This window comes from Streptomyces gobitricini (assembly GCF_039532985.1).
Classification (GTDB): Bacteria; Actinomycetota; Actinomycetes; order Streptomycetales; family Streptomycetaceae; genus Streptomyces; species Streptomyces gobitricini.
Window position 1 is genome coordinate 173,974 of record NZ_BAAASR010000007.1, and the last position, 16,602, is coordinate 190,575.

At 69.6% G+C, this 16,602-nt stretch carries 11 protein-coding genes and 3 pseudogenes; 11 read left to right on the top strand and 3 right to left on the bottom strand.

Annotation, left to right across the window (positions count from 1 at the left end):
* Window positions 1–125: 125 nt before the first annotated feature.
* Window positions 126–616, bottom strand: a pseudogene (locus ABD347_RS08010) (IS5 family transposase); the annotation flags it as partial.
* 331 nt (window positions 617–947) lie between these two features.
* Between ABD347_RS08010 and ABD347_RS08015 the strand changes: the two are divergent.
* The 7 genes and pseudogenes from ABD347_RS08015 to ABD347_RS08045 all read left to right on the top strand — a co-directional run bounded on the left by ABD347_RS08015 (window position 948) and on the right by ABD347_RS08045 (window position 9,782).
* A complete protein-coding gene (locus ABD347_RS08015; RefSeq protein ID WP_344358231.1) occupies window positions 948–2,948 on the top strand; it encodes a NucA/NucB deoxyribonuclease domain-containing protein in 2,001 nt (666 codons plus the stop codon).
* Between the two features lie 32 nt (window positions 2,949–2,980).
* Window positions 2,981–3,511 (top strand): annotated as a pseudogene (locus ABD347_RS08020) (IS5 family transposase); the annotation flags it as partial.
* A 20-nt stretch (window positions 3,512–3,531) separates the two neighbouring features.
* The gene (locus ABD347_RS08025) at window positions 3,532–3,768 is read left to right on the top strand and encodes a hypothetical protein (protein ID WP_344358234.1); all 237 of its coding nucleotides are present in this window, start codon (window positions 3,532–3,534) and stop codon (window positions 3,766–3,768) included.
* A 466-nt stretch (window positions 3,769–4,234) separates the two neighbouring features.
* Entirely contained in the window at window positions 4,235–7,465 is a 3,231-nt protein-coding gene (locus tag ABD347_RS08030; RefSeq protein ID WP_344358281.1) for an RHS repeat-associated core domain-containing protein, read from the top strand.
* 150 nt (window positions 7,466–7,615) lie between these two features.
* Window positions 7,616–7,792 carry a hypothetical protein gene (locus tag ABD347_RS08035; RefSeq protein WP_344358236.1) on the top strand — a complete coding sequence of 59 codons (177 nt, stop codon included), beginning with the start codon at window positions 7,616–7,618 and terminating at the stop codon, window positions 7,790–7,792.
* Window positions 7,793–7,901: 109 nt separating this feature from the next.
* Window positions 7,902–8,777 carry an IS5 family transposase gene (locus ABD347_RS08040; protein ID WP_344358239.1) on the top strand — a complete coding sequence of 292 codons (876 nt, stop codon included), beginning with the start codon at window positions 7,902–7,904 and terminating at the stop codon, window positions 8,775–8,777.
* Window positions 8,778–8,930: 153 nt separating this feature from the next.
* Window positions 8,931–9,782 carry an NAD(P)H-binding protein gene (locus ABD347_RS08045; RefSeq protein WP_344358242.1) on the top strand — a complete coding sequence of 284 codons (852 nt, stop codon included), beginning with the start codon at window positions 8,931–8,933 and terminating at the stop codon, window positions 9,780–9,782.
* An 815-nt stretch (window positions 9,783–10,597) separates the two neighbouring features.
* On the opposite strand, the gene ABD347_RS08050 is transcribed toward ABD347_RS08045, so the two are convergent.
* Entirely contained in the window at window positions 10,598–12,343 is a 1,746-nt protein-coding gene (locus tag ABD347_RS08050) for a hypothetical protein (protein ID WP_344358243.1), read from the bottom strand.
* Between the two features lie 1,314 nt (window positions 12,344–13,657).
* Window positions 13,658–14,092, bottom strand: coding sequence for a hypothetical protein (locus ABD347_RS08055; protein ID WP_344358245.1), 435 nt, complete (start codon window positions 14,090–14,092; stop codon window positions 13,658–13,660).
* Here ABD347_RS08055 and ABD347_RS08060 point away from each other — a divergent pair.
* The 4 genes and pseudogenes from ABD347_RS08060 to ABD347_RS08075 all read left to right on the top strand — a co-directional run.
* Window positions 14,076–14,345 carry a hypothetical protein gene (locus ABD347_RS08060; protein WP_344358247.1) on the top strand — a complete coding sequence of 90 codons (270 nt, stop codon included), beginning with the start codon at window positions 14,076–14,078 and terminating at the stop codon, window positions 14,343–14,345. The two genes, ABD347_RS08055 and ABD347_RS08060, sit on opposite strands and share 17 nt — an antisense overlap.
* Before the next feature lie 66 nt (window positions 14,346–14,411).
* Window positions 14,412–14,558, top strand: a complete 147-nt coding sequence (locus ABD347_RS08065; protein ID WP_344358250.1) for a hypothetical protein — start codon at window positions 14,412–14,414, stop codon at window positions 14,556–14,558.
* A 23-nt stretch (window positions 14,559–14,581) separates the two neighbouring features.
* A complete protein-coding gene (locus tag ABD347_RS08070; protein ID WP_344358253.1) occupies window positions 14,582–15,466 on the top strand; it encodes a pyridoxal-phosphate dependent enzyme in 885 nt (294 codons plus the stop codon).
* A gap of 243 nt (window positions 15,467–15,709) precedes the next feature.
* A pseudogene (locus ABD347_RS08075) lies at window positions 15,710–16,084 on the top strand (LysR family transcriptional regulator substrate-binding protein); the annotation flags it as partial.
* Window positions 16,085–16,602 lie beyond the last annotated feature (518 nt).

Consider the following 16,602-nt stretch of genomic DNA (forward strand, 5'->3'; position numbering starts at 1 on the left):
CACTGAGGAAGCGGCCGAGGAAGCGGTCGCTCCCCCATTGGGTCAGGTCCAGCCGAGTTCGGTGTAGGGGCGGCCGGCGCGGATGCCCTCGATCGCCACCCTGGTGTGGGCCGTTCCCTTCCCGATCACCTCGCCGACCAGATGAAGATGGCGGCGAGGTGGAGTCCGGCAAGGTAGATGGTGGCGGTCTTGTCGTAGCGAGTGGCCAGACCGCGCCACTGCTTGGGCTTGTTGATGCAGCGCTCGACGGTGTTCCGCTGCTTGTAGGCCTCGCGGTCGAAGGCAGGCGGGCGGCCGCCGCGGCCCGGGCGTTTGCGGTGGGCGGCTGGTCAGCGGGCTGCGGGATCACCGCTCGGATTCCGCGCCGCCGCAGATGACGGCGGATCGCCCGGGACGGACAGGCCTTGTTGGCCAGGATGACGTCCGGCGGGACCCTGGGGCGGCCGGTCCGGCGGGGCACCCGCAGCCGGGTCATGACCCGCTCGGACGCGGGCGCGTCACCGGCCTGGCCAGGTGTGATGACGAACGGGAGGGCCCGGCAGGTGCTGTCTGAGGCGAGGTGAATCTTCGTGGTCAGTCCGTCGCGGGAGCGTCCGAGGGCGTGGTCGTCCGGCTCGTCGGCGGGGTGGGCGTGAGGAGCTCCGGGCGTCAGGTGACGTGGAGCACCGTGGCCGGCCTGATGCTTCAACGGGGCCTGAAACCTGGCTCAAACACGGGTAGCGGCCGTGGTCGGATGTTGCGTTCTACTACTGCGGGCGGCGTGCTCAGGGCGCGCCGTGACGAGCTAGGGGGCCGTGATGTTCAGACGACGACTGCTGGTGGTCGTGGCTGTGGTGCTCGCGATGGTGGGCAGCACGGCCAGTATGGCCGGCGCCTCATCTGCCTCGCCCGCTTCACCGAGGTGGCGGCCTACAGTCAGCCCGGAGCTCCATATCAGTCCGGGCAGGATGCGCTCGGATCGCGAGCAGGTGCCGCGTGGCTTTAGTAAGAAGGACGCCGACAAGGCCGAGACGATGGAAGCGCGCCTGGCGGCCGCCGGGGACTGCCAGGTGTACTGGCCCGCTCCGTACGAGGTGTGTGGGGCGATTCGCAACAAGTACAACGAGCTGGGTGGCCCCAACAGCTTCCTGTCGTTGCCGAAGTCGAACGAGCTGACCAACCCCGACGGGTACGGCAAGCGGACGGAGTTCGTGAACGGGCCGATCTACTGGTCCCCGCAGGGCGGCGCCCACCCGGTCGTGAACCACTTCTTCGCCGCGTGGGCCCGCAACGGCTACGAGGCAGGCAAGGTGGGCTATCCCACCTCGGACGAGATCGTGAACGCCGACGGTGTGGGGCGCCGTCAGTACTTCGAGCGGTCCACCATCTACTGGAAGCTGAACGAGGCGTACGCGGTGGGCGGCGCGATCCGAGACAAGTGGGGCGAGGCGGGCTGGGAGGGCGGCTACCTGGGCTACCCGATCAGCGACGAGTTCACCACCCCCGACGGTCTGGGGCGCGGCTCCCGCTTCGAGCACGGGATGATCTACTGGACCGAGGCGTACGGGGCGCACCCGGTCAGCGGCGGCCTGCTGTCGAAGTGGACGCTGTCAGGGTACGAGAAGGGCCCGTACGGCTACCCGATCGCCGACCAGAAGCCGCGCGGCTCCTCCTTCGACCAGGAGTTCCAGTTCGGCACGATGGGCTTTCCGACCGATCCGGCCTCCGGGGCCACCCCGGAGGAAGGCGACATCGACCCCACGGTGGACGAGCAGCGGCCGGTGACCCTGGACGACTTCGCCAGGGACGCCAACACCTCCGCACCCAACCCCAAGGTCTCGGGAAGACTCGGTGACCTCGACGCCTGTAAGGCCGGGATCTCCTGCATCAGGGAGGGAGCCGCCGCCCGGGCCCCGCTGGACGATCCCGATGAGCCCGAGGACCCGATCATCGACGGGCCCGACACCCACGGGACTACCATCCCCGCCTGGTGCACCACCGCCCCCTGGGACGGCCAGTGGCGGGTGAACCGGAAGAACGCCTGCGGTATCTGGAGGGACCAGGCGCTGATCGTCCACGACACCAAGGGCGCCGAGATCGGCAGGATGCCGTTCGTCGTCAAGGTCGGAATCCTCAGCTCCCACAAGTCAGGCGAGATGAAGCAGGAGTTCCGCATCCACTTCGGGAACTTCATCAACAAGGTCGGCACCCCTACCCTGGTCTACAAGCCGAGCAACGGATCGGGCACCTACAGCATCGACGGGCCCGCCAGCGGATCGATCATCAAGCCGAACAGCACGAAAGCAATCGTGATCACGTGGAAGGAGAAGTCGATGGCGGACAACACGTCCGCAGGCGCTACCCTCCAGCTCGCCTACAGCTTCGGCAACGCCTCGCCCGACGTGACGCACTCCACCCCCGGCACGATCCGGAACAGCCAGTTGCGCTGCGACTCCACCATGAAGACGAGCCGGGGCGGCTACCGGCAGGGCTGTGTCGTCTCCGGCTTCACTCCCACTTTCGAGCTGACATCCCTCACCCTGGAGCAGACCTGGCATGTGGCTGAGGCCATCAAGTCCGGGCTGCCCGGCGCCCCCGGGCGGCCGCTGCACCGGCAGGCCGACAAGGTCAAGCGGGACATCAACCGGCAGCTGTCCTGCCCGAAGTCCGGGCCCGTGCGCGACGCCCGGAGGCTGCCGGGCCGCTCGTGCGACGAGTACCCGTTCGCGTCCACGAACGAGGGCGCTGCCACCTCGGGCGGCCCAGGCCGCACCGTGCACGACAACTGCAACGTCAAGGACCTGCCGATCGCCACGGGGGCGAAGGGCTACAGCGTCTGCATGATCGACGAGAGGCAGAACTCCCACAGCGGGAGCCTGATGTGGGCCTTCCATGGCGAGAACCGCGTCATCGACCAGGACGCCTTCGCCGTCACCACCTCCGGCGGCACCGCGCCACCCAAGCCCTGACCTAAGCCTTTACCGTCAGATCATCGTGGGCGAGGATCGAGCCGTTATTGCTGGACCGGACACCGAAGCGGGATGGGCGGTGGCGGGATCACCGGCAGGTGATCGACGCGATCGCGTTCAACTACCGCACCGGCACGCCATGGGTGGACATGCCCGAACGCTTCGAGTCATGGAAGGGCGCCCACAACCGGCTGCGGAAGTGGGCCACCGATGGCACCTGGGAGAAGGTCTCCACCGCCCTTCTCTCACCCAGGGCGACGCCGAAGGCGACCTCGACTGGGTCGTCGCGGTCGACTCCACCATCGTCCGAGCCCACCAGCACGCCGCCGGGGCCCGTCAAAAGGGCCCCGGCCGTCGAGCCGAACGACCATGCCCTCGGGCGCTCCCGCGGCGGACTGACCACGAAGATCCACCTCGCCTCAGACAGCAACTACCGGCCGCTCGCCTTCGTCCGGCCAGGCCAGGCATGTGACGCACCCGCGTTCCTCGAGGTCATGGCCCGCTCGCGAGTGCCCTCGGCCGATCGGCTGTCCCAGGCCCCTAAGGGGTCCCTGGCACCATAACGAAGATCACCATCAATGAAGTGGTTTGCGGCAACCTGCCTGACGAAAGCACCACTGTGCTGCAGATGGGCTCCCCACCGGTGCAAGTAAGCGAGGGTGCTCGCATCCTCATAAAGGGTCGCGACTACGAAAAAACGATCAGCCTTGCGCGGCGCGGCGACCGCGTCCTGACCGGGGTCTCGGCTCGCCACGTTCTGGCCGTCGTGAGCGAGCAGCCCGGGCATCGGCAGACGTCGGCGGTGCAGAACTCGGCGTGAGGGCAGCGACGATCTGCTGGACAGTCTCTTCGCATGCGAGCTGCGGCGTCGAGGGTGCGCCGGGGGTGCTTGTGGCGTCCCGTAAGTGGTGCGGGTGATCGAATGCTTCTCGCCAGGTTACTCCGGTGCGGTGAGCCGTCAGGCTCGTCGCCAGGTCTTGGAATCACCCGACTGGACAGGTTAATTCGCCTTTGTCCGCCTGAAGCGGCGGGGCTGATTCCGGGGCGCATACGTTCGAATATTGGGGGCACGGCGCCGCGAGTGGTCAACGACTTGTGGAAGCTTGTGTGCGCCCGGTGGCCATTGGGGTCGCTGTGGTGAATCTTCCTGTGGGGGGAAGTTGATGCATTCACGTGCTCCCGGCACGTCTTTTCGGCGTGCCCGCAGAACCTCTCGCTCGGCCCTGGCCGCGGCCGTGACGGCCGTGTCGCTGGTCGTCTCCGCCTCGCCTGCCTTCGCGGCTGCGATGCCCGAGCCGCAACTGCCCGAGGCGACGACCCCGTGGACGACGCCGAACAAGGCCGAAGCGTCCCCGGTCCCGGTCGGCACGACGAAGGCCCCGCCCTCCGAGGCGGAAGCCGAACCGTCGGCCGAACGGGCCGCCTGGCGCGCCGCCCAGAAGACACGCGCCACGGGCAAGACGACGCAGAACGCACCGGCCGCGCGCAGCGGCGTCGCTGCGGCGGCCGCAGAGATGACGTACGTGCCCGAAGGTCAGGGCGAGGCCCCCTGGCACGAGCTCTCCGACACGCGCCTCAACGATGCTCTGGTCGCGAGGGTGAACCTGTCCAACGGCAACCTCATGCTCGCCGCCACCGACTTCAGCATCGCCGGCGTGGGCCAGAAACTGCAGCTCACCCGCACCTACAACTCCCTGGACGCGGCCTGGGGCAAGATGTCGCAGCGCTGGTGGCAGGGCTATGAGCGCTACGCCCAACTCCTCGACACCGAAGTCGTCATCCACGACACGACGGGCGACGCAGTCCGGTTCGCGAAGAACGCCGACGGCTCCTTCACCACGCCGGCCGGCTACTCCAAGGACCTGAAGAAGAACGCGGACGGCACCTACACCCTCACCGACCGCAAGTCCGGTTCCAAGGACACCTACAACGCCCACGGCACGCTGACGAAGGTCACGGACAAGAACAACGGCACGATCACCGTCGACCAGCACGACGAAACGGCCGAGCACAAGGGCTTCAAGCTGACCGAGACCCGCTCCGGGCGCTGGATCGACCTGGTGAAGACCGACGCCTCGCAGTGGCAGGCCAAGGACCACACCGGCCGCACCGCCGTTTTCGATCTCGACCCGGCCGGCGACCTCGCGAGGGCCACCGATACGGCGGGCGAGGCGACGTCGTACGAGTACGACTCCTCCCGCCGCTTGACCAAGGTCACCACCCCTGAGGGCACCATCACTCTGTTCACCTACGACGCCCACAACCGGGTGCGCTCGGTGCAGCGGGCAACGGAGTCGACCAGCACGGGCCACACGGGCCCGACCTGGCGCTACGACTACTCCGGCGCCACCCCCTCGGACGCGGGCACCACCACGCTGACCGACCCGGACGGCGACAAGACCGTCCACACGCACAACGCGGACGGTGAGATCACCAAGGTCACCGACCCGCTCGGCCACTCCCGCTCGAAGACCTACAAGAACCGCCTGGTGCAGACTGCTACCGACGCGATGGGCACGGGCGGGACCGGTGGGAACGTCACCACCTACGGCTGGGACGCCCGCAACAACCCCTCCAGCGCCCAACTGCCCACCGGGGCCACAGCCGCCGTCTCCACGTATCAGACGATCGCGGGCACGGACCTGCCGAAGGACTTCAGCACCCCGGACGGGCAGAAGGAGGACTACACCTACGACACCAACGGCAACACCCAGACCGTGACCACCACCGGCACGGCCGGCGGTCAGCGGTCGTACACGTACAACAAGGCCACACCGACCTGCGGCGGGTTCGAGGGCCAGCGGTGCACGGCGAAGGACGCCAACGGCAAGGTCACCTCCTTCACCTACGACACCAGGGGCAACCTGTCGAAGGTCACCCCGCCCGCCCCGCTCGGCATCCTCACTTACACCCACGACGGCCTCGGCCGGGTGGAGACCGTCACCGACGGACGCGGCATCAAGAGCGTGTACACCTACGACACCCGCGACCGGGTCAAGCAGGTCTCCTCCACCAGCATGACCGTCACCTACACCTACGACGCAGACGGCAACCTCACCTCGCGCACCGACGCCTCCGGCACCACCATCTGGACCTTCGACGAACTCAACCGCGAATCGACCCGCACCCTGCAAAATGGCGCTCAGACACTGCTGGCGTACACACCGGGCGGTGACGTCGACTACTACACCGACCCGAACGGCAAGACCGACTACACCTGGGACGCCGCCGGCCGCCTCGACTTCCTCACCGACCCAGGCGGCAAAAAGACCGACTTCGACTACAACAACAACGACAAACGCACCAAGACCGTCTACCCGGGCGGCGCCACGCACACGGTCACACTCGACGAGTCCAGCCGACCCAAGGCCATCAAGGCAGTCTCGGGTACGACCACTTTGGTGGACCTGGCCTACAGCTACGGCTACGGCGTCGGCGGCACCACGGACGGCACGAAGATCCGCACCCGGACCGACAATGCGGCCAAGCTGACCCTCAGCTACACCTACGACTCCCAGGGGCGGCTGTCGTACGCCAAGGAAGCCGACGCGGCCGGTGCCCGCAAAGCGTCATGGCTGTACTGCTGGGACAAGGCCGGCAACCTCACCCACTACGACTCCTCCGCAAGCACCTGCCCCACCACACCCACCTTCGGCTACAACGACGCCTCCCAGCTCATCTCGAAGGGCGGCTCCACCGACGGCTGGGCCTACGACAAATCCGGCAACGAAACCGCCGCCACCCCCGGCACCGGTTACGCCCGCTCCAGCGAAACCTGGACCGACCACAGCCAGCTGAAGACCATCACCACCTCCGGCACCGCACGCGACGCCGTCCACGCCGGCACCGACAACAGCGAACGCACCAAGCTCGGCGACACCTGGTTCCACCACACCGCCCTCGGGCTGACCGGAACCACCACCGCCGGAGTCGACACCGGATTCATCCGCGAACCCGCGGGCACACTCAACTCCATGCGAACCGGGGGCAAGAGCTACTACTACCTCACCGACGCGACCGGCAACGTTCTCGGCCTCGTCGACGAGCAGGGCACACGCACCCACACCTACGCCTACAACCCCACCGGCCGCGCCCGCACCACCACCGAAACCATCCCCCAGCCCTACCGCTTCGCCGGCACCTACGCCGACCCCACCGGGCTGTACAAGATGGGCGCCCGCTACTACGACCCCAACACCAGCCGCTTCACCCAACCCGACCCCTCCGGCCAGGAAACCAACCCCTACCTTTACGCCACGGGCGACCCCATCAACCGCATCGACCCCTCAGGGCTCGGCTGGCTCCAGAAGGTAGGAGGCGTGATCAGCGACAGCGAAAGCATCGTGGGGGCCGCCACAGGCTGCATCGCTGGCCTGGGCGCCGCATCCGAGACGGGAATCATCCAGGCGGCGGGCGTCTTCGGCGGCGGGATCGGCGCGGTCGGCGCGGCAGTCGGCAGCTGCGCGCTGGGCGGCGCCATGGGCTACGCGGGCATGGACATCATCAGTTACGGGTGAGTATCGGCGGACACCGACAACTGACCGACCACAACCTCTGTCGCGGCGGCGGATCGCATCCGCCGCCGCGACAGAGTTCCGCACGACAAGGAAACAGCAGCAGCTGTTCCCGCAGCGAATCCCGGCAGATCCTGGGTTAGGAGAAAATCGATGAACGACAAGGTCAAACTGCAGGTTTTCGCAATCGTATGTCTCGTGGTGTCGATCGTCTGCGTTGTGGTGGGACTACGGACCGGTGACGTGGTGTATCTGGTCTTGGGCGGCTTGGGACTTCTGGGAATGGCTATGCTCGCGTTCGGAGTGCTGCGCAAAAGGCGATCCTCCTGAGAGTGCGTTACGTGACACTCCAACCTGCGAGAGATAGTGGCAGACGGGGAGGCCGCTGTCCTAGGCCGTGTGTCGAGAGTGGATCTTGAGTGATGAATGATCACGGTTCATGGCACGGGGAGATCTCACGGACGAACAGTGGGCGGTGCTGGAGCCGCAGTTGCCGAAGGGGACGAAGGCGGGACGGCCGCCGGTCTGGTCGCGGCGGCAGCTGATCAACGGCATACGGTTTCGGGTGCGGACCGGTGTTCCGTGGCGGGACGTGCCTGTCGAGTACGGGCTGTGGGGCCGGATCTACGATCTGTTCCGCCGATGGCAGCGGGACGGCACCTGGCACCGGATCCTCAGCCACCTCCAGTGCCTGGCCGATGCGGAAGGTGCGATCGTGTGGGACCTGAGCGTTGACTCCACGGTGTGCCGCGCCCATCAGCATGCGGCCGGGGCCCGGAAGCAGGGTGAACTACAGAAGGAGCCGCCGGGCGGTGTGTTCGCTGAACCCAGTGATCATGGGCTGGGACGTTCGCGCGGCGGGTTCACCACCAAACTGCATCTGGCCGTCGAGCAGCGCCAAAAGCCCATGTCGATCGTGGTGACCGCTGGGCAGCGCGGGGACTCGCCGCAGTTCGAGCCTGTGCTGGAGAAGGTCCGCGTGCCCCGGATCGGGCCGGGCCGGCCGCGCGTCCGTCCTGATCGCGTGCGCGCTGACAAGGCGTACGCCTCCCGCAGGAATCGCGCCTATCTGCGCCGCCGCGGGATCTGTTGCACCATCCCCGACAAGGCCGACCAGGTGCGCAACCGCCAGAAGCTTGGCTCCCGCGGCGGCCGGCCGCCGCGTTTCGACCCGTTCGACTACCGGGAGCGCCATGCGGTCGAGTGCGGGATCAACCGCCTCAAGAGGCATCGTGCCGTCGCCACGCGATACGACAAGCTCGCGGTCCGCTACGAGGCGACCGTGCTCATCGCAGCCATCAACGAGTGGCTGTGACGCTCGGCCGTCACACGGGGGATCCACGTTCCACCACCGCGGGCAGATGGCTGGCTGGAACAGCACCTGACGGCCACTCCGGCCGGTGCTTGACCTGAACCTTGGTTGATGTACGAGAGTCGTGTCATCGAACGGCGAGACGAGGAGATTCCGATGACACAGCCCAGGATCCTGGTGACCGGCGCGACTGGAAAGGTCGGCGGCGCGGTGGTGACCCGACTGCACGCGGCGGGCGTGCCCGTGCGGGCGCTGGTGCGAGGGGAGGCGGACTTCCCGGAGGGTGTGCAGGCGGTGCGCGGCGATCTCGGTGATCCCGCGTCGCTGGGCACGGCCCTGGAGGGCGTCGATTCGGTCTTCCTGGTGTGGCCGTTCCTGAGCGCTGAGGGCGCGTCGGACGTGATCGACGCGATCGGGAAGCACGCTCGACGGGTGGTGTACCTGTCATCCGCCGGGGTCGGGAGCGAGAAGGAGAAGCCCGGCGAGGCGATCACCATGTTCCACACGGAGCTGGAGCGGCTGATCGAGGCATCGGGCCTGGAGTGGACGGCGCTGCGGCCCACCGGGTTCGCGAGCAACACGCTGGGCTGGGCGGAGGAGGTCCGCACCACCGGTGCGGTACGGGCGCCGCTGGCAAGACTGGCCCGCCCGCTGATCCACGAGGCGGACATGGCTGCGGTCGCCGTTCAGGCGCTGACGACCGACGCCCTGCTCGGCGCCCGCCCCCTGATCACCGGCCCCGAACTGATCACCCAGGAACGGCAGGTGGCCCTGATCAGCGAGGCGATCGGGCGACCGGTGCGGTTCGAGGAGGTCGCGCTGGACGAGGCCATCGAGCAGATGAAGGCCGCAGGCTACCCGGCAGAGCTGGTGGAGGCCGTGTTGCCGGCCCAGGCGGAGATGCTCGACAATCCGGAGCCGGTCAACGATGAAGTGGAGCGCATCACGGGCACCCCGGCCCGATCCTTCCAGGAGTGGGCGGTGGACCACGCGGCGGACTTCCGCTGAGAGGGACGTCAATACACGTTGACATAGGCGACCGAAGCACCGGATCTCGACTCCGTCGCCCACACGCTTGACGCCGAGGTCGGGCCCCTGCTCAGGGAAGCCCCGAGCGGTCGAACCGTGCAGGTCGGGAGGCCATCTCGTGGCTATGGCGTGCCGTCACTCAGTAGGATCCGCACCCATCTCAGAAAGCCATCTCTGCAAGAGTTCTTGAGCACTTCCGACACACGCCCTAGGGGCCTGGGATGTGGCCACGGTCTTCACTCCGGGGGTGGCGGCCGCGCACCGGGAGCAGCACTCCATGGCTTGCCACCAGCGGCCCTCCCGGTCAGTGATCACGGCCAGGACGACGGGGCCGCCGCACCTCCAGGGTTCTGCACGCGGATGCCGGCCGGTGTCGGGCAGGTGGGTACGACAGCCCTCAGCCCTGCAGGCGCAGTACGCCCCGGCCCTTGGGGCGGGGGCGGCGCGCAGGTGGGCCTTGAGATGGGCGATGGCGGCCGCCCGGCCGACGGCCGCGGAGGCATGACGCTGGTCGGCGCAGGCGGGGCGGCTGCACGAGACGCGTACCGCCGCACTGCCACGGCCGGCGGCGTCCAGACGCACCGTCCACCGGCGCCCTGGCACCCGATCGTCCAGCTCACTCACTGCGGCCTGCGTCATCCCGGCCTTCCTCCCGTCCCGTGCCTGCCGAAGTTTGCCGCTGCGTCCCGTCGTGCCGGGCAGGTGCTGGCGGCGAGGCCACCGTATGCGGCACACGGGCGAAGGCACGTGAACCCGGGCCTGTTTCGGAGCGTGTGACTGACGAAGCAGCCCGATCAGGACGTGCGCGCCCGGGCGGGTGCGCCGTCCAGGGAGTCGAGGAGCTGACCGAAGGTGATCTTCTCTTCGTCGTAGTCGAAGGTCATGGCGGCGGCGAGCGCTTCCCCCCGTCCCGTGCTGCGCCCGCAGTGGTCCAGCAGGATCTTCAGGGCGACGTCGGGTGCGTGGCGGGCGAGGACCTCGTCGGCGGGGATCTGGCGCAGGTGCTCCAGGGTGCGGTAGCGGGACTTCACGACGGCACGGTAAACCTCGGAGCGGGAGAGGATCTCACCGGCGGCGGGGGAGTCGAGCCAGGACTGCAGGACGGCCGCGGGGTCGGGGTGCTTGCCGAGTTCGTCATCGTCCAGCAGCCGCACCACACCGTCGTCCTCGTCTTCGGGTACCGGGACGGCGGCCGCCGCGGCCAGGAACCAGTCGGGCCCGTCGGCCTTCTCGGCGATCCAGGCCAGTTCGGCCGGGTGCAGCCCGCTCAGGACGTCCGCGACGGCGGTGCGCGGGGTGTGCGGATTGGCCGCGAGGATGGCCATGGCCTGGACCCGGCGATGCTCGTAGTGGCGTTCCAGGAGCCGGGCCGGGCGGTCGTGGTCGGGATCGACGTTGTCGAGGACGCGGATCAGGGTCCGGCTCGGCGTGGGGGAGACGACGGCCGGCTGATCCAGCCGGGCGAGCTGGGCGCAGGCCCCGGCGAGGTGGTCGGGGTTGGCGCTGAGGAGGGCCAGGTCCTCGGCGAGGCGCAGGACGCGGCCGTCGAACTCGTGGTCGCCCTCCTGCTTGTCGGACCAGCTGAGCAGTCGGCCGCGGGTGACGAGAGCGTCGGCGGCCGCGTGCAGCTGGTCGGCGGCGAGGTCGGCCAGGCGCCGGTTGTTGCGGACGCGGTTTGCGATGTGGTGCGGGGTCCGGCGGGCGGTCACCTGCGGGTTGGGCAGGCTGGCCAGTTCGGGCAGGCGCAAGGCCGGAAGGCAGGCGAGCAGCAGTTCCTCGCTGAGGGCGGGAGCCGGGTCGGCGGGGAGTTCCTCGCCATCGGGGTCGGCGGCGCTAAGCCGGGCGTCCTCGAGGGCCTGTGTCTGGGCCTGGTCCAGCAGCAGGTGCTGGACAGCCGTCCCGAACACGGGGTGCGCGGTGAGCTGCGCCCACCGCCCGGGGCACCGGGCCAGCATCGCCCAGCCAGCGCGGCCGCCCAGCTCCAGCGACCAGTCCTTCGAGAACGCGGACACTGCCTCCCAGCCCTCTTCGGGCTCCGGGTGAAACAGGTACGCGGCGAGCGGGGTGAGGCAGGCTTCCAGGACGGCGTCGAACAGTTCTGGCGGCACGGGCGGGGCCGGCGCGGCGCCCTTGGCGCGGGTGTAGCGGTCGGGATGCCAGTCCCGGACGACGTGTTCCACCTCGTGGTCGGGGAGGCGGGGCAGGAGCGCGATCGCCGCCTCGACCTGGTCGGGGTGCCGTGCCAGCGCGGAGATCAGTCCGGCCCAGACCCGGCGGTGCCGCAGGATGGCGGGCACGTCGGCGGCGGTCACGGTGCCGTCGGCCGCCAGGGCGGCCAGCGTCTTCTCGTCGGCGTGCACCAGGAGCTGGCCCCGCAGACGCTTGGCAGAGGTCCGGGCCAGCAGCGCGGGCAGCGCGGCCTTGAGGGCTTCCTCCCGCCACCGGTCGGCCTGGGCGTCGAAGCCGTGCGGTGTGGTCGCTGGGGCGCACAAGGCCGCGATCACCGTCTTGAGTGCTTCCCTGGGGAGGTCTTCGCTCATCGCGAGATCCCGCCACAGCGGGTACGCACGGGCATTGACCATCCTCGGATCCCCTCCCATTACCTGACAGGGCGTCACCGCCCGGCCGCCATCCGTGGAACGACCGTACGGCGCACCCAGGCCCGCGCGGGGCGCGATCCACGCAGTCGGCTCTTTGCGCGGCGTTTTTGCCGCTATGCCCGGCAGGGGTCAACCATCTTGCTCCGCGGCCGCCCGTCTCGGTGATCTCGGGCCCGATATCCGTTGTGGTGATGTGGCCGTGGCCAGACTCGCTCTCGTGACCGACTCGAACACCCCCATCTCGTCTCCGAGGACGCCCTATAGGGGGCAGGCCGAACGACGGCCGCCACCGGAAGGGTCCGGTTCCCGCTCGTGTGCTGGGTGCTCGCCCCGCGCACGACGTGACAGGCGCGGCCCCTGGCCGTCGACATCGGCGAGGGGATGGACGCCCGGACCGCGTGGGTGATGACGCGCCTGGCCCGCCATCCGGATGAGCGCGGCTACGCCATGGGCCACCTGGACGAGACCGTCGGGCCGCGGACTGAGCAGAGCTCAGGCGTCGGCCTTCGGCTCACGCAGAGTGGTCCCCTGCCGGGCTCGGCCGCGTCAATCTCGTCATCGGTGGACCACAGGGCGCGGGCAAGGAAGTGCAGGGCGACCATCCCGGCATAGACGAACGCGCGCCCCAGCCGAAAATCAGCATGAAGACGTTAGCGTCGCCGCGCGGGGCGCTGTAGGCGACGCCCTGCCCGGTGGTGAACAGCCAGGGGACCAGGCCGACCGTACGAAGTCGGGATCGGCGTACCGGCCGCTGCCCCGGCGCCACGCCATCAGCGGGACCGATGCGAAGCCGACGCGCGCCAGGCAGTACATGACGGCGAAGAAGTCGTTGGCGATGAACTGGTGGCCGTTGGTGATCCGAGGTAGGCGACCCCGGGCAGGGAGAGGGCGACCGGCATCCCGAAGCCCAGCGCCTCGCCACGGTCTCGAACCTTCGCCACGCTCTCCCCCTGCTGTCGACGTCTCCGTGGGCAACGTACCGGCCGTGCACAGCCTGGTCCGCCGATCAGCGGGAACGGCCGGGAGGGCGGGGCCGGCTACTCGCGGCGCGCGAGGTCCTCGGGGGTGGGCGCGTGCCAGGTGACGTACGGCTGGCCGCTGTAGTCCACGGTGATCGTGTGCCGCAGCACGTCGCCGTCGGCGTCGTAGAGATGTGCTCGTCCGGCTGCCGGTGACCATCCGCACCGTACCCGCCGGTGCTCCCGGCGGCGGCTCGACAGTGCCCAGCCGCGCCCGCCCCGACCACGTCTGTGTTCATTTTGCCGCATGAGTCGGATTCGCGGCGTGGATGAGCTGGCGGAGGGCGCCGTGGTAGACCTCGTGGTCCACGACGGCGGGCACGATCGCGGTCAAGTGGCCAGTCAGTACCGGGAACTCGTCGGGGTCGAGTGCGGCCAGCGCTTGGCGGGTGGCGGCCTGTGCGGTCTTGGGGTTGCGGTGGTTCACGAAACTCGCGCTGCCCAGGGTGAGGAGGTACAGGCGCCGGTAGGTGACGATTGCGTCCTGGGGTGCCATGCCAGCGGCGAGGGAGTCGGCGAGCTGAGGTTCGACGAGTCGTTTGAGGAGCTGAGGGCTGAGCCAGGGGCGGGCGCCGCGCAGGTTGATCAGGCCCGGCTCCGCGCGGTACTGGCGCGACGCCGAGGCCGCCCGCGCCTCCTGGCAGCGCGCCGGGATGCGACCGGACCTCATCACCGTCTCCCTGGCCCGGCTCGGCTCCGCCTGGGGCGCAGCCGTCACCCCGGCCACCATCGGCGGCCGGGCCGTCTTCGGCGGAACGCTGCGCGAGATCAACGCCGGGGCCCTGGTCCACTACGACGACATCAACCGGGAGTTCCCCACCGGCCTGTTCGACCAGGAGGTTGTGGCCCAGCTCGCCTTCAACGTCTGGGTGTCCGTCCCGGTCACCGGCGGGGCGACCACGGTGTGGCGCCACCGCTGGTAGCCGGCCGACGAGCAGCACCGCGACGCGTACGGCTACCGGCCCGAGACGGTCGGGCACTGCCAGCGGGTGAGCCTGACCCCGCAACTCGGCGACGGGCTGCTGTTCAACCCGGCGAACTTCCACGCCGTCGAACCCAACCCGGCCGGGCGCCGGATCGCCTTCGCCTTCTTCCTGGTTCTGACCACCACCGGCCAGCTCATCTCCTGGTCGTAACCCCTCACCGCAGGAGCAACCTCGTGCATCAGCTCACCTACGGCGACATCAAGGCCGCCGCCGACCGCATCGCGGGGCGTATCCGCCCCGTCACCCTGGCCCCCCTCGATCCGGGTGCGATCCGCACCGGCCACCGCGACCCCCTGGACGACCGCCCCGAGCAAACCTGTCAGGTGTGGCTGGCCCTGAAGTTCATGCAGCACACCGGCTCCTTCAAGGCCCGGGGCGCGCAGAACTTCATCCAGGCCCACCGCGACGCGGGCACCCTTCCCGACGCCGGGATCACCATCGCGTCGGGCGGCAATGCCGGCCTCGCTTGCGCGTGGGCCGCCCAGCAGCAGGGCGTGCGCGCCACCGTCTTCCTCCCCATCACCGCCCCGCAGGTGAAGGCGGCCCGCCTGCGCGACTACGGTGCGGATGTCCGCCTGGTCGGCACGGAGTACGCCGAGGCGCTCGCCGCCTGCGAGGAGTTCGCGGCCAGCACCGGCGCGCTCGCCTCGCACGCCTACGACCACCCGCTGATCGCCGCCGGGGTCGGCACCCTGCTGGAGGAGATCAACCAGCAGATCCCCGACTTGGACACCGTGGTCGTCGCGGTCGGCGGCGGCGGGCTGTTCGCTGGCATCGCGACGGCGGCCCAGCGCCACGAAATCCGCACCGTGGCGGTCGAGCCGACAAATTGCCGAGCGCTCAACGCCGCCATCGAGGCCGGCCGCCCGGTCGACGTCCCGGTCGACTCCATCGCCGCCGACTCCCTGGGCGCCCGCCGCACCTCCGCCCTTGCCCTGCACGCCGCCCGACACGACCGCGTCCACTCCGTCCTCGTCCCCGACACCGAGATCGCCTCCGCTCGCCTGCCCCTGTGCTGTATGCCACTGGTCGCATGGGGCGTAGTTGCCACCCCCTGACCGCGCGAGGAAGGCATCTACGCCGCCGACCGCGAGGCCCTCCACCGCATCGCGGCGAGTGCCCTCCACGTCGTTCGCGACATGTGGCCACGTCAATACCGCACCTGCTCGCCCTGGCAGGACCTGCCGGACGAGCTCGGCTCGCTCCGGACCGCCCACAAGCAGCCCAAGGACCCGCCCGGACATCGTCCTGGCGAACCGCGCTTACTGCTGCCCGCCGACCACCAGGCCCGGGCGCTTCCGCCAGCCGCAGCATCGACTGGACGTCCACCAGCGACATCGCCGAGGGCCGGGGCGGCCCGCGCGGTCGGCGGGCGCGGCACTCGCCGCCGCCGAGAGCCGTCGTTCACGGTGGAGGGCGGTGAGATGGACGCGGTGTTGGGGTTCGTCCGAGCCGGCCTCGGCCTGGCCGTCGTGCCCAGCATGGTGGCGGCGAGAGCGGGGTGGGAGCTGCGGGTCACGGCGCTGGCGCCGCCCGGACTGCGCCGCACGATCGCCCTGGCCCACCGGAGGGATGCGGCGCCGCCGCCGAGGGCGGCACGGGAGCTGCAAAAGGTGCTGCTCCGGGCCCGTGGAGGGCTCCGGCCCCGAGGGCGGTTCGGAGCCGTGGAGCAATAGCGCCTTGTCGGCGCACGTCGGCCCAACTCCACCCCGTCCGGCCACATCCGAGCAGATCAGGACCGTTCGGAAGCGTAGGCGACGGATCGCGGGTCGGCCATGTACTGTGCGTCCCATCACGTCAGGGGTGGGGTGTTCGGGGGGAGAGGTCGGCGTGTCCGTCTTCGCGGCGGGGTCGTTCCCGCTTCTCGCCGCCGGCCGTTCACGGGCCCGCGGTTACGGCCGGGCACCGGCCGGGGCTGACGCCCCTTCAGGTCCTCGAGGAGGAGGACCTCCATCACCCGCACGATCGCACCGGGGCGACCGGCTGACCGGCCGCCCGGCCATGCGACGGCACGTCTTCGCGACAGGTGATCCGCGCTTCTGAGATCAGAGCGGCGAACGGGGTACTCCCCCCACCCTTCGACGCGAGCGAATGTCCTATTTCTTTCCGGTCTGCCCCCTCCTCCGGGCGGCCGCAACCGAAACGGTCCTCACCATGTCCACGCCCACGTCCCTGCCCACCGGCCACCGGGCCG

Coding starts and splice junctions, on each gene's coding strand:
- ABD347_RS08050 (WP_344358243.1), bottom strand. CDS start 12,343: ATGAGCGAAGACCTCCCCAGGGAAGCACTCAAGACGGTGATCGCGGCC.
- ABD347_RS08015 (WP_344358231.1), top strand. CDS start 948: ATGCGCTCGGATCGCGAGCAGGTGCCGCGTGGCTTTAGTAAGAAGGAC.
- ABD347_RS08060 (WP_344358247.1), top strand. CDS start 14,076: ATGCGACCGGACCTCATCACCGTCTCCCTGGCCCGGCTCGGCTCCGCC.
- ABD347_RS08035 (WP_344358236.1), top strand. CDS start 7,616: ATGAACGACAAGGTCAAACTGCAGGTTTTCGCAATCGTATGTCTCGTG.
- ABD347_RS08040 (WP_344358239.1), top strand. CDS start 7,902: ATGGCACGGGGAGATCTCACGGACGAACAGTGGGCGGTGCTGGAGCCG.
- ABD347_RS08030 (WP_344358281.1), top strand. CDS start 4,235: ATGCCCGAGCCGCAACTGCCCGAGGCGACGACCCCGTGGACGACGCCG.
- ABD347_RS08045 (WP_344358242.1), top strand. CDS start 8,931: ATGACACAGCCCAGGATCCTGGTGACCGGCGCGACTGGAAAGGTCGGC.
- ABD347_RS08055 (WP_344358245.1), bottom strand. CDS start 14,092: ATGAGGTCCGGTCGCATCCCGGCGCGCTGCCAGGAGGCGCGGGCGGCC.